This window comes from Prosthecobacter sp., from assembly GCF_044236155.1.
Lineage (GTDB): Bacteria > Verrucomicrobiota > Verrucomicrobiia > Verrucomicrobiales > Verrucomicrobiaceae > Prosthecobacter.
This window is the reverse complement of the sequence record NZ_JBIIHA010000002.1, coordinates 280384-292538: the sequence shown is the minus strand read 5'-3', so window position 1 is coordinate 292538 and position 12155 is coordinate 280384. Positions and strand designations below refer to the sequence as shown.

Sequence of the window (12155 nt, the reverse complement as noted above, 5' to 3'; positions counted from 1 at the left end):
TTGATTTTCGCGGTGCTTCTTGATGTACTCAGCGCATGACACGCATTCTTTCCTGCCTTCTGCTTCTCACCGCCATTCTTCATGCCGACGAGTTCGATCCGGCAGACAATACGATCGTTCTCGGCAAGCGGGTCGGGTTGATCAAGCCGAACATGACCGCCGCAGACATCGAACGCGCCTACGGCAAAAAGAACCTCAAGAACATGGATCTGCCAGGGCCTGAGGGCTCGACCTTCCCCGGCGCGAAGCTGTTTGAAGGCACGGAGCGCGAACTGGAAATCGTGTGGGATCCGGAGAAGGAAGGAAAGAAGGTCGTGTTCGACATCCGCATCATCGGCAAGGCGTGGACCTTTGAAAACGGTCTCAAGGCGGGCATGAGCATCGAAGAGGTCGAAAAGATCAACGGCAAGCCGTTCAAGGTCGCCGGTTTCAGTTGGGACTACGGCGGCTATGCGAATTTCGAGGGTGGCAAACTGGCCGCGAAGTTGAGCGTGCGCTTCAACCCAAGCAGCGAGGAAATCCCGGAATACCTGCAAGGCGACAAGCAGCTCAGCTCCACCGACAAGAAGCTTCGTGCCGTGAAACCTGTCGTGGAAGAAGGCATCACGGTCCTCATGCGGTGAGCGGATACACCCGCACATCGACGCCCGGCGAGCCGATCAAGTGATCCGGCGGTCGCTGCGGGTCGGCGAATCCTGCCTGGAGCAGCGGATTGACGTCCCACGCGTCGAGTTTCACGTCGGCCAGAGGGTACGGCACGTGATGGACCTGGCCAAAGCGAATGCCGCGTGACGTGTGCGCAAAAAGCAGGTAGCGCTCCGCGAGGAAGAACTCGATCGAGCCTGGCTCCGCGTGTTGTGTTCCATCAGCTATTTGATAGCGGAAGTGCGACGCTCCTGATTCGCCCCGACGATGGCAGGTGTAGTCGATCCACGAGCTCTCACGTGCCTGCATCCGCGCATGCTGATACGGAAGACAGAAGAACGTGCGCGCTGTCCAGACGGCGAGCGGCTGGTTGCAATCGAGCGAGTAAAACCACACACCAGGACGACCCGCTTCGTCGTGGACGTAGGTGCGAACGTTGAGCTCCAGAAAGTCACTGATGCCCGGCACAGCGAGAAGAAAACGTGGACGGATGCCACGCATGTAAAACGGCACGATGGCAAGCCACGCATCGCCTTGAAACGTGTCCACGAACAATCCCGGCGGCAGCGTGCGCTGGATTTCATCCGCGTCCCAGCGCCAGTGCAGGAAGGCGAGCTTTTCCCAGCGTTGGAGCATCACGTGAGCGCATGCAGGACGCTCACGGACGGCGAGACGCGATTTGAGCGAGGGAATGACGGGCATGCGTGAAAAGTAGCATACGCGTCATTCAGTCAATACAGCCGTCCGAAAAGCTCCCGGTCAACTCCGCGGATGATTTTTCGGCGCAGAAGCCAACGGGTGATCCATGAGGAGGCACGGAGCTCCCGCTCATGCTTCGCGAGCCGCTCCGCGATGAGACGCGCACGCTCGTCGAAGTGGTCCGCGCCGTCGAAGATGAAGCGGGTGGTCATGGGCGACGGGTGCCCCCGGCTGCGGAGCAACAGGACAACTTTACGCAAACAGCTTCGTCACCGGTTTGGCCTTCACGAGCTCGCGGGGCTGGTTGAGGTGGTTGTACACGATGGTCTCGGGGTCGATGCCGACGCTGTGGTAGATCGTGGCGAGGAGTTCCATCGGGTGGACGGCGTCTTCGGTCGGCGCGGAGCCGGTTTTGTCGGATTTGCCGTGGACGTAGCCGCGCTTGATGCCGGCGCCGCCGATGACGGCGGTGTAGCAGTAGGGCCAGTGGTCGCGACCGTCGGCGCTGTTGCCATTGCCGGAGGTGGAGACGCCTTTTTCAGGGCTGCGACCGAATTCGCCGAGGGCGACGACGAGCGTTTCGTCGAGCAGGCCGGAGGCATCAAGGTCTTCAAAGAGAGCGCTGAGGCCCTGATCAAGCATCGGGCCGGATTTGCCCTTCATGCGCTCGGTGAGGCCGACGTGGTGATCCCAGCTGTGATTGTCGGAATTGGCCACTTTCGGCCAGATGACCTCGACGACGCGGGTGCCGGCTTCGAGCAGGCGACGCGCCAGGAGGCAGCTTTGGCCGAAGGTGTTGCGGCCGTAGCGGTCGCGGAGCTTTTCAGGCTCGCGGTCGAGGGCGAAAGCATCGCGGGCGCGTCCGCTGGAGATGAGATTCAAGGCCTGGCTGTAGTAGCTGTCGAGGCTCATGTCCTTCGTGGCGGCCTCGATGACGGGCATTTGGTCGTTGATGGCATCGCGCAGCTTCGCGCGGCGCTCGAGACGCACACTGAAAAGGTCGGGGCGCAGTTGCAGGTCGTCGATCTTGATGCGGTCCATCTTGCCCATGTCGAGGTCATCGCCATCGGGGAAGAGGGTGTAAGGATCGTAGGCCTTGCCGAGGAAGCCTGCGCCGCCGCCTTTGCCGACGACGTTGGATTCCTGCAAGGGACGCGGAAGCTGCACGAAGGGCAGCATGGGCTCCTGCGGCGGCTTCAGGCGGATGATGTTCGAGCCGAAGTTCGGGAAGTCCTTGGCGTTCGGCGGCTCGAGCTGGCCGGAGGGGCTCACTTTGTCCGTCGTGTAGCCGGTCATGATCTGGTAGATCGCGGCGGTGTGATTGAAGAGCCCGTTCGGCGTGTAGCTCATCGAATTGATCATGGTGAACTTGTCGTTCACCTTCGCGAACTGCGGCAGGATCTCGGTGAAGTGCGTGCCAGGGACCTTGGTCGGGATCGTTTTGAAAGCGGAGCGCACTTTGTCCGGCACGTTTTCCTTGGGGTCCCAGAGATCGAGGTGCGACGGGCCGCCCTGGAGGTAGATCATGAGGACGTGCTTCGCCTTGCCCCAGCCGGCACGGCCGACATTCGGCGAGTTTGCGGCCATCGCCTGTCCACGCAGCACATTGTTGAGAGTCAGCCCCATCATGGTGCCACCACCGACGCGGAGAATGTCGCGGCGGGTCATGCCGAGGTCTTTGTCGCAGAGATCTTTGCCGAGGGCGCCAGGGATGCGGAACATGGGGTGCGTTGGGTGAAAGGTGGATCAGAATCAGCGGCGAATACGACAAGGGATGGTCATTCTTGCCTTTCCAGGCCAGTTTGTCCGGCAGGAGCGGGAAAGTCCATGTTCGGGCCAGAATCATTCCCCCTCTGTTTGTTCCATCGAAACGGGTGCCAGAGCTGGCCGAGGTAATGTTTCGAGATGGGCTCGTGAATGCCGAAAGCGGCAGGCTCGTGATCGGGGCAGCGGTAGGTGCCGAAGAGAATGTCCATGAGCGGCGAGATGTTGGCGTAGTTGCCGGCGTCACGCGCCTTGTCGTGATGCCAGTGATGCAGTTCCGGCGCGCCGATGAGCATGCGCAGCGGGCCGATGGGCAGACGCACGTTCGAGTGAATGAAGATGGCCCACAGGCCCCGGAAGGCGAGGAACCCGGCCAGCGTCTCCAACGGGAAGCCGAGGATGAAGGCGGGCAGATTGATAATGCCGACGGTGTAAATCGTATCGAGCGGATGCTCGCGGTGCGCCGCGAGCCAGTCGAGGTGCTCTGCGCTGTGATGGATCGAGTGAAAGCGCCACAGGAAGGGCAGCTTGTGTTGCAGTCGATGCGCCCAGTAGATGAGAAAGTCGCTGAGCACGATCATTTCGACCGCCTGCAGCCACCACGACTGCGCGGCGACGCTCGCGCGGAAGTTCGCGGGCACGATCCCATCGAGCCAGCCACGGAAGTGATTCAGCGCCCAGAACACGAGGCCGCTCCACAGGAGGTATTGGCCGAGCAGGAAGCACAGATCCGTCCAGAAGGCTGGGCGCAGAAATTTCTGGCCCTCACGTGCCGGGAACAGCTTCTCCAGTGGCCGGAACAGCACCACGAGAAACAGGATGCTCACGCCGGTGGAGAGGATGACGACGGGGAGTGTCATGGCCCGGCAGGCGGTGTCAGCGCGTGGCTACGAAAGATTTTGAGTTTGGAACTCGGCATCAGCGCTGGTTCGTTGGACGCCCGTTTTTGCGAGAACCACATGCCGAACGCGGCAAGCAGCAGCGAGAAGACAAGCACGCCAGCACGGAGGAGTTTGGTTTTCAGCTTCATGGCACAGGCGGCAGCAGCGGTTTGTTGGTCTGCAAAGCGCCCGAGCTGATCGTGGTGCCACCGGTGTAGGATTTGCTGCCGGGCATGATCATCCGAGGCGTGTTTGCACTCTGCGACGGCGTGAGAAGCGGCGCGATGCTTTTGGAGCCGGGCATGACGGCCTGCGGCGTGGTCTGATTGGGTTTGGGCAGCACGAGCAGCTTGGAGCTGGGCATCATCGTGGGATTCGCCTGTTTCTGCGTGAACCACACACAACTAAAAAGCAGCGCGAGAGACGAGCAGACGGCGGCGGCACGGAGAAATCTCATTCCGCCATGATAAAGAAACGAGCATGACGGAGTCGAGAGCAAAGTAGCATTGTTGCTGTGCAACAAGAGCCCTGTTCCGCAGGAACGGGGCAACTTTAGTCGAGGAACATGAACTCGTTGCTGATGAGGAGCACTTGGGCGAGCTGGCTGAGGGGGCTTTGGGGCTTGGCGCGGCCGAAGGGCCAGCGGTTGGCGTCGCAGAAGTCGGCTTTGGCGTCGGTGAGGAGCTCGTCGGTGTCGGCGCGGGTGATGCGGGGTTGCCACTCGAAGCTGTCGCTGTCGGTGCTGGCTTCGTTGTGGACGAGGAAGCTAAGGACATCGCCTTTCTTCACGTCGGTGGTGAGGTGGGTGGGGAGCTGCTTGTTCTGCGGGTTGCAGAGATACTCGCTGAGCACGCCGGTGCCGCTGTTGTGGATCCAGGCGCGGACGCCGTCGCCACGGTCGGTTTTGCGGCTGAGGGTGGCGTCGATGTTCACTTTCAAATCGGATGGCACATGCCAGCGGGCGGCGACGACGAGTTCCTTCGGCGCTGCGTGGCCGCCGTAGTTGGCCCAGAAGGCGTGGCCCCACTTTGCGTCGGCGCTGGGGATTTTTTCGCTGGGGCTCCAGAGGCGCTGGCCGCCGTTCGCACGCTCGGTGAGGTGCTTGAAGGGCTCGAAGCCGCTGAACGCTGGTTTGCCATCGGCACCGCGGGTGAGCGTGACGGTGCCGTAGCTCCAGCGGAAGGGCTTTTCGGCATCGAGCACGGTGGCGTCGGCCATGAAACGCTGGGCGAGCTCGACTTCATCGGGCCGCGGATCGCGGGCGAGGATGCGCTGATACATCGAGCGCAGCGCCTCGGAGTCGAGCGTGCTGCCTTGGAGCTTCGTGGCCTTGGCGATGGAATCGGCGCGGGTGCGCAGGAAGGGGCTGTTCATCAAAAAGAGCGCCTGCTGCGGCACGGTGGTGTTGAAGCGCTGCGGGCTGTGGCCGTCCGGATTGGCGAAGTCGAACATGGCGGGCACGGTGGCCTGGTCGTAGCGATCGACTTTGAGATAGAGCGTGCGGCGCGTGTCGGCGTCCTTGGCGTTCAATTCGATGGCGCGGCCGCCTTGCTTCGAGGTGTCGAGCTCGCCGGTGGCGGCGAGGATGCAGTCGCGCATCGTTTCATAGTCGAGGCGCTGGCGGTTGAAGCGGCTGAGGAGCTCGTTGTCGGCATCTTTGAGGAGTTTTTCGGGCGTGGCATGGCTGCTCTGCTGCCAGGTGCGGCTGGTCAAAATGAGGGTGTGGAGCTTTTTGAGGCTCCAGCCGTTTTGCATGAGGTAATCGGCCAAAAAGTCGAGCAGATCGGCCTGCGCGGGCTTTGGCGTCTGCACGCCGAAGTCGCTGGGCTGCGAGACGAGCGGCTTGCCGAAGTGCTGCATCCACACGCGGTTCACGATGACGCGGGCGGTGAGCGGGTTGTCCTTGCTGGTGATCTTCTGCGCGAGCTCGAGACGGCCGGAGCCATTCGTGAACTTCTCGCCGCCGAACATGGTGAGCCACGCACGAGGCGCGGGATCGCCCTGGCGGGCGGGGTTGCCGCGCATGTAGATGCGCACGTCGTTCGGCTTCGGCTTGTCCAGCATCACCATCGCCCGCGGCGGTGCGCCGGGATGGGTGGCGTCGAGCTTGTTGCGCTCGTTTTTGATGCGCACGACGGTTTCGAGGTCCTTGCGGGTGAAGAAGGCGTCCGCTCCCTCCACCGGGATGGCCATCGGAGAAAGCTTGTCCTGCATGAGCTGGCGCACGGGCTCCAGCTTGCCATCGAGAATGATCTTCGCATAAACACCGGCGACGTCCTTCATCGACTTCGGCGCGGCCTTGGTGAACTCCGCAGCGATCTCCGGCGTGCAGCCGCTCTCGGGCTTCGCGAGCTCCTGCGCGATGCTGGCGGCCTTCGCGGCAAACTCGCCCGCAGGCAGCTTCGCAAAGCGGTTCCACGCTATCAGCGCGGCATGCGGCTTCGGGGCGAGCGCGTAACGCTTCAGGAAGTCACGCCACTTGTCGGCCACCTTGTCACGCAGCTTGGCCTGGCCGGCCTTACCGTTGAAAACGGTGCGGTCGGCGATGTCCATGACCTCCTGCGCAAAGACGAGATACTCGGCGAGGCGCTCCGGTTTGCGGAACTCGTCATAGACCTGCTTTTTGTAGTCGAGCTCCTTCGTGTTGATGACGGCGATCTTCGCGTCGTAGTCCTTCGCATCGGCCTCGTTGGCGGCTTTGCCGATGATCGGCATCGCCGTCTCCTCAGGCTCGTCGCTGCTGCTGATGATGCTGTAGATCGCGTAGTAGTCGCGGCTCGGGATGGGATCGAATTTGTGATCGTGACAGCGGGCGCAGGCCACAGTGAGGCCGAGCAGGCCGCGGCCGATCACATCGATGCGGTCGTCATTGATGAGCAGGCGGTCGTTGATGAAGCGCTCGCCGACATTGTAGAGGCCGAGCGCGGCGAGGTGCGGCGAATTCGGCGTGGAGGCGGTGATACGATCGGCAGCGAGCTGGTAGCTGACGAACTGGTCATACGGCATGTCGTCGTTGAAGGCCTTCACCACCCAGTCGCGGTAGGTGTAGGCATACGGGTAGAAGTTCGAGCGCCCGGCCACTTGGTAGCCGTTCGTGTCCGCGTAGCGCACGACATCGAGCCAGACGCGGGCCCAGCGTTCGCCGTAGGCGGGTTTGGAGAGGAGGCGTTGGATCACGTCTGACGTGTCGGACTGGTCGGACTCGTCGGATTTCGGCGGGAGACCTGTAAGCGTCAGATAAAGACGACGTGTGAGTGTGCGGTTGTCGCCCTTTGGAGCGAAATCGAGACCTGCAGCCTTCAACTTGGCACCGACGAGCTCGTCGATGCTTTTCGAGCGGTCTGCCTTCACCGGCTGAAACGCCCAATGCTGCTTCGGATCGGCCTTCTCGCTGTGCGCGGCGGCCACGGCGGCTTCTTTGGGCCAAGGCAGGCCCATCGTGATCCATCTCTCCAACGCGGCGACCTCGATGGCGGTGAGCTTGTCACCCTTTTTCGGCATCGGTTCGACGCCGGCGGCATGGGTGACGGCCTTGATGAGCTTGCTGGCGCTCGGATTGCCGGGCTCGACGACCTTGCCGTAGTCGCTGCCGCGGATCACGGCGTCACGCGAGTCGAGGCGCAGGCCGTTTTGGTGCTTCGAGGCGCCGTGGCAGTCGTAGCAGCGCTCGGCGAGCACTGGGCGCACGTTTTTCTCGAAGAACTCGACCTGCTCCGGCGGAAAGGCCGTGTCCGCCGCCGCGACGAGCGACGTGGCGACAGCGAAGCTGCCCAAAACAAGCGAGGGAAACTGGAGGCGTGGGGTCATGTGGGGGTTCGGAAGATGCTACGCGCAAACCTCCAAAAATCCAAACGCGCAGCCGTCGTGCCACCTTGCAGCCTGGAAAGGTCAGACCTGATTCGCCTGCAGCACGCGCAACATGTTGCCGCCGATGATCTGGCGGATGGTGTCATCGCTGTGGCCGCGCATGACCATGCCGAGCGTGAAGAGCGGCCAGTTCGACCATGCGACGCTTTGCTCGGCCTCGACAGTGGTTTGATAATCGTCCTTCGGCCACAGATGCTCCCAGCGGTCCGATGGACCACCGGGGGCTTTGAGGAGCTTGGCGCGCTCCTCTTTGTCGAAGCGCGAGGTGTAGGCCACGTCGCAGCCGATGGCGGCATGCTGAGGGCCGAATTTTTTGATAACGTGGTCGAGGTGATCGAGCAGCGCGGTGATGTCGCCCTTGCCGCCGAGGAAACGCGGGATGCAGCAGATGCCGACGAGGCCGCCGGTGTCACAAATGGCCTTGATGGTGTCGTCAGGCTTGCCGCGAAAGTGCTCGTAAACGCCGCAGCAGGTCGTGTGGCTGGCCACCATGGGCTTGGACGAGGCTTTGGCGGCGTCGAAGGCCGTTTTCCAGCCGCTGTGGGCCACATCGGCGATGACGCCGATCTTGTTCATCTCCGCGATGGCCGCTTTGCCGAAATCACTCAATCCGCCGTCGTGCGGCTCGCCCGCGCCGTCGCCGAGCGGATTGCGGCGGTTGTAGGTGACGTGCATCATGCGAGTGCCGAGCTCATGGAAGATGCGGATGAAGCGCAACTCATCGCGCACGCTCTCCCAGTCTTGCATCAGCGGCACGCCGTTCGTGGTGAAGCACAGGCCGACGTTTCCGGCTTTCTTCAAGGCGACGATCTCGTCCGCCGTCACTACTTTGGAGAGCGCCGGCTTCATCAAGTCGGTGGCCTTGGTGAAATGGGCCAGGCGTTTGATGAGGCGCATCGGATCGCTGCCTTCCTCGCCTGTGTTCTGAAAGATGCAGGTCACACCCGATGCATGGAAGGCGTCGAGAAATTCCTTGCGCTCGCGCTCGTTCGTCGCATTGCGGTTCATCGACATTGATTCGCGGAGATCGGCGATTTCGCCGGCTGGCGCGCCTGATTGGATCGCTCCGTTCATCGCCTCGGCATCAATGGCGCAGCGCGGGGCGAAGCCGTAGCTCTCAAACACGACCGAGCCGAAATGCAGCTCCCACGCGTGATCGATCTGAGCCTGTGTGGGCTTCAGCAGGTTGATGGCGACCTCACGCGGCTTGTCGATGGCTGGATTGCCGGTGATCCACGATTTTTTCGACTCCTGCGAGCGAACGTGGATGTGAAAGCTGCCGGCGAGAGCGGCGAGCGGCATGGTTTGCAGAAGGCGGCGGCGGGAAAGTGGGAGAGTCATGCGGCGTTGCAGACAAACGCTCCCAAACCGCGACCTGTGCTCAACGACGCAGCTTTTTCTTCAAACGCATCCAGGTTGGGACGTCAAGATCTTCGCCCTGCACGATGGAGGGCTCAGTGTCCTTGAAGCGGCCGCGGTCTTCCTCGCCAAGGCTGAAAGTCTGCTGCTCGGTGGCGGCGGGCTTGCGGGCGATAACGGTCGAGGTGGCGCTGACGGCGGTGATGGTGGTGGCCGCCGGCGTTTCGAAGGTGATCATGTCATCCTGAGGAGGCGCGGACTCGGTCTGAAGGGTGACACTTCGGGCCACGACGCTGGCGAGGGTGGATTCTTTGACGCGGGCAGCATCGGCAAGCTCCTTCGCGGCAGGAGTGCGCACGGGGATACGCGCGGTCTCGGGCGTGGGCTCGATGACCGGCGGAGCCGCAGGCTCAGGAGCTGGTTCGTCGCGCACGAGAACTGGTTGCTGTTCCTCCTCTGGTGCCGGCTTCTCGGGATGCAGGCCGTTGAAAGACATTTCGTGCGCCGGTGATGCGGCGGTGATTTCCTCGTCCTTGAAAAGCAGGGCGGCGGCCGGCTCGGCCTGAGGCGGCGCGTAAGGCGAATGACTCTTCCTGGCGGGCGTCTCGCGCTTCGGCGCGGGTGCGTTGACGTGAGCGGGGGCTTCAGCACGCGGCTGGAGCATTTCCGAAGGCGGCGCGACGGCGGCGTGGGCGTTGAGCTGATTGAGACCGAGCGAGCTGATGAGCGTGACGGCGATGGCGTCGCCGAGTTTCGCATCGACACCGAGACCGAAGAGAATGTGCGTCTGGTCGGGCACATGACGGCCAAGCTGTTTCATCACGCCCTCGACTTCGACGAGCGTGAGCGATTCGCCGCCGGCGACATGCACAAGCAGGTTCTTCGTTTGATGCAGCAGACGGCCCTGATCGATGAGCGGGCTCTTGAGCGCCTTTTTGAGCGCCTCCGCACCGCGATTCTGGCCACGGGCCTCGCCGAAGCCGAAGAGGCAGCGGCCGTTTGCGTTGGCGAGCGCGGAGGTGAGGTCGTCGAGGCCGAGTTTCACGAGACCCGGCGTGGTGGTGATGGTGGAAACGGCGCGCAGGCTCTGCGCGATGAGCTGGTCCGCCTGGCTGAAGGCCTTCTGGATGCCGTCCTTCGGCAGGATGAGCTCGCCCATGCGGTTGTTCTCAAAGAGCACGAGAGCGTCAGCGCGTTTCTGAAGCAATTCGAGCGCCTCCTCGGCCTGGGCGAGGCGACGGCGGCCCTCGAAGCTGAACGGCATGGTGGCGACGACCAGGACGAGCGCGCCAGTGTTTTTCGCGATCTCGGCGATGACCGGGGCCGCTCCGCTGCCGGTGCCGCCACCGAGTCCGGCGCTGATGAAGATGATGTCATGGCCTTCGATCGCCTGGCGGATCTGATCGCGCGAGAAAAGCGCGGCCTCACGACCGAGATCAGGATCGCCGCCGGCACCGATGCCCTTCATGAGGTCGGCGCCGAGCTGGATTTTCACAGGAGCCATCGAGTGGCCGAGCACGCGCACATCCGTGTGCGCGCAGACCAGCGTGGCCTCGACGATGCGGTCGAGCGTGATGCGATCGACGACATTGGAACCGGCGCCGCCGACACCGACGATGCAGATGCGTGGTCCGGTCCCTTCGGAACCTTCGCGTGACTGGGTGCGTTCGTATTCGACCATGATCGTGGGTGGTTGAGTTTGGATTGCGTGAGAGGTTAAATGGTTACTGAGGAGAGCAGCTCCTGCATGCGACGGCCGAGGCGTCCGAGCGCGGAAAGCACGGGTTTTTCGCTGTCGAGGATCTGCGCATAACGGATGAGACCGATGGGTGCCGAGTACTGCGGATTTTCGAACGTGGCTGTGATGCCGCTGACGGGCGCCGAGCCGGCGCGTGTGACTTTGATGCCAAACACCTCACGCGCCACGGCGTCAATGCCTTTCATCAGGCTGACGCCTCCCGTGAGAAAAACACCCGCCCCGAGCCGGCCGAGATGCTCCTCCACACGCACGCGCACCTGCATGAGGATCTCCTTGGTGCGCAGGTTCATCACCTCGTTCAAGAAGGCGCGCTCGACCTCGCCGAGGATCAAGCCGGTGTCGTCCTCGATGCTGAGCATCTCGCCCTCCGGCACGTCCTCATACAAGACGCTGCCTTCCTCGACCTTCAGCCGCTCCGCGCGGCCGTTCGGAATCTGCAGTGCCATGGAGACGTCATTCGTGATGTGGTCTCCGCCGAGGGGCACGCAGCCGGAGGCGGTGATCATGCCGTCTTCATATAAGACGTAGTCGCAGGTGCCGGCGCCGAAGTCGATCATGAGCGCGCCCTGCATCTTCGCCTCGCGAGTGAGCACGACTTGAGCAGCGGCGACGGGATTGAACACCACGTCCTCGACTTCGAGCGGAATCTCGCGCACGCAGCGGATGGCGTTCTGCACGCGGCCGCGGATGCCGTGGATGATGTGGTAATCCGCCTCCAAAACACGGCCTTCGCGGCCGATGGGCTGCCGCACGGCCTCCACGCCGTCGACGATGTATTGCCTCGTGACGCTGTGCAAAAACACATTCGACTGCGGGATGGCCACACCGCGCGCGATCTCCTTCGCCTCCTCGACATCGTCCTCGGTGATCTCGGTCTGGTCGTCCGGCAGGCGGTGGCGGCCGCGGTTGTTGAGGCTTTCGATGTGCGCTCCGGTCACGCCGAGGAAGACATTCCGGATCATCACGTCGCTGCGGTCCTCGGCGCGCACGAGCGCGTCGTTCACGCAGGTCTGCACCTTTTCAAAATCGATGATCTCCCCCTTGCGCACGCCACGGGAGGGCGCCTGGCCCACGCCGAGGATTTTGATCGCACCATCACGCTTCGCCTCGCCGACGACGACACAGATCTTGTGCGTTCCGATTTCGAGTCCGGCGTAGATGGTGCTCCTGGCCATGGGAAT

General features: G+C 62.7%; 11 protein-coding genes. 1 reads left to right on the top strand and 10 read right to left on the bottom strand.

Annotation, left to right across the window (positions count from 1 at the left end; all coding sequences use genetic code 11):
• Window positions 1–35: 35 nt before the first annotated feature.
• Complete coding sequence (locus ACILSE_RS03150) at window positions 36–623, top strand: hypothetical protein (RefSeq protein WP_395715893.1); 588 nt, start codon at window positions 36–38, stop codon at window positions 621–623.
• Here ACILSE_RS03150 and ACILSE_RS03145 read toward each other — a convergent pair.
• From ACILSE_RS03145 to ftsA, 10 genes are all read right to left on the bottom strand, one after another.
• A complete protein-coding gene (locus ACILSE_RS03145) occupies window positions 613–1347 on the bottom strand; it encodes a YqjF family protein (RefSeq protein ID WP_395715892.1) in 735 nt (244 codons plus the stop codon). The genes ACILSE_RS03150 and ACILSE_RS03145 overlap by 11 nt on opposite strands.
• Window positions 1348–1376: 29 nt before the next feature.
• On the bottom strand, window positions 1377–1556 hold the full coding sequence (locus ACILSE_RS03140; RefSeq protein ID WP_395715891.1) for a hypothetical protein: 180 nt from the start codon (window positions 1554–1556) through the stop codon (window positions 1377–1379).
• Between the two features lie 40 nt (window positions 1557–1596).
• Window positions 1597–3066 carry a DUF1501 domain-containing protein gene (locus tag ACILSE_RS03135; RefSeq protein ID WP_395715890.1) on the bottom strand — a complete coding sequence of 490 codons (1470 nt, stop codon included), beginning with the start codon at window positions 3064–3066 and terminating at the stop codon, window positions 1597–1599.
• Window positions 3067–3122: 56 nt separating this feature from the next.
• A complete protein-coding gene (locus ACILSE_RS03130) occupies window positions 3123–3968 on the bottom strand; it encodes a sterol desaturase family protein (RefSeq protein WP_395715889.1) in 846 nt (281 codons plus the stop codon).
• Window positions 3965–4138, bottom strand: coding sequence for a hypothetical protein (locus ACILSE_RS03125; RefSeq protein WP_395715888.1), 174 nt, complete (start codon window positions 4136–4138; stop codon window positions 3965–3967). The genes ACILSE_RS03130 and ACILSE_RS03125 overlap by 4 nt, the downstream gene beginning before the upstream one ends.
• Window positions 4135–4446: a hypothetical protein gene (locus ACILSE_RS03120; protein ID WP_395715887.1), complete on the bottom strand. Its 312-nt coding sequence runs from the start codon at window positions 4444–4446 to the stop codon at window positions 4135–4137. Before ACILSE_RS03120 ends, ACILSE_RS03125 begins: the two co-directional genes overlap by 4 nt.
• Window positions 4447–4541: 95 nt before the next feature.
• Window positions 4542–7796 (bottom strand): PSD1 and planctomycete cytochrome C domain-containing protein, encoded by a 3255-nt coding sequence (locus ACILSE_RS03115; RefSeq protein ID WP_395715886.1) that lies wholly within the window; start codon window positions 7794–7796, stop codon window positions 4542–4544.
• A gap of 81 nt (window positions 7797–7877) precedes the next feature.
• Complete coding sequence (locus ACILSE_RS03110; RefSeq protein ID WP_395715885.1) at window positions 7878–9197, bottom strand: dipeptidase; 1320 nt, start codon at window positions 9195–9197, stop codon at window positions 7878–7880.
• Window positions 9198–9237: 40 nt separating this feature from the next.
• On the bottom strand, window positions 9238–10896 hold the full coding sequence (locus ACILSE_RS03105) for a cell division protein FtsZ (protein ID WP_395715884.1): 1659 nt from the start codon (window positions 10894–10896) through the stop codon (window positions 9238–9240).
• A 35-nt stretch (window positions 10897–10931) separates the two neighbouring features.
• Window positions 10932–12149 (bottom strand): cell division protein FtsA, encoded by a 1218-nt coding sequence (ftsA, locus tag ACILSE_RS03100; protein WP_395715883.1) that lies wholly within the window; start codon window positions 12147–12149, stop codon window positions 10932–10934.
• Window positions 12150–12155: the final 6 nt, after the last annotated feature.

What these genes read in the sequence shown, in the direction of transcription:
- ACILSE_RS03150 (WP_395715893.1), top strand. Translation starts at nt 36, where the DNA reads ATGACACGCATTCTTTCCTGCCTTCTGCTTCTCACCGCCATTCTTCAT.
- ACILSE_RS03145 (WP_395715892.1), bottom strand. Translation starts at nt 1,347, where the DNA reads ATGCCCGTCATTCCCTCGCTCAAATCGCGTCTCGCCGTCCGTGAGCGT.
- ACILSE_RS03140 (WP_395715891.1), bottom strand. Translation starts at nt 1,556, where the DNA reads ATGACCACCCGCTTCATCTTCGACGGCGCGGACCACTTCGACGAGCGT.
- ACILSE_RS03135 (WP_395715890.1), bottom strand. Translation starts at nt 3,066, where the DNA reads ATGTTCCGCATCCCTGGCGCCCTCGGCAAAGATCTCTGCGACAAAGAC.
- ACILSE_RS03130 (WP_395715889.1), bottom strand. Translation starts at nt 3,968, where the DNA reads ATGACACTCCCCGTCGTCATCCTCTCCACCGGCGTGAGCATCCTGTTT.
- ACILSE_RS03125 (WP_395715888.1), bottom strand. Translation starts at nt 4,138, where the DNA reads ATGAAGCTGAAAACCAAACTCCTCCGTGCTGGCGTGCTTGTCTTCTCG.
- ACILSE_RS03120 (WP_395715887.1), bottom strand. Translation starts at nt 4,446, where the DNA reads ATGAGATTTCTCCGTGCCGCCGCCGTCTGCTCGTCTCTCGCGCTGCTT.
- ACILSE_RS03115 (WP_395715886.1), bottom strand. Translation starts at nt 7,796, where the DNA reads ATGACCCCACGCCTCCAGTTTCCCTCGCTTGTTTTGGGCAGCTTCGCT.
- ACILSE_RS03110 (WP_395715885.1), bottom strand. Translation starts at nt 9,197, where the DNA reads ATGACTCTCCCACTTTCCCGCCGCCGCCTTCTGCAAACCATGCCGCTC.
- ACILSE_RS03105 (WP_395715884.1), bottom strand. Translation starts at nt 10,896, where the DNA reads ATGGTCGAATACGAACGCACCCAGTCACGCGAAGGTTCCGAAGGGACC.
- ftsA (WP_395715883.1), bottom strand. Translation starts at nt 12,149, where the DNA reads ATGGCCAGGAGCACCATCTACGCCGGACTCGAAATCGGAACGCACAAG.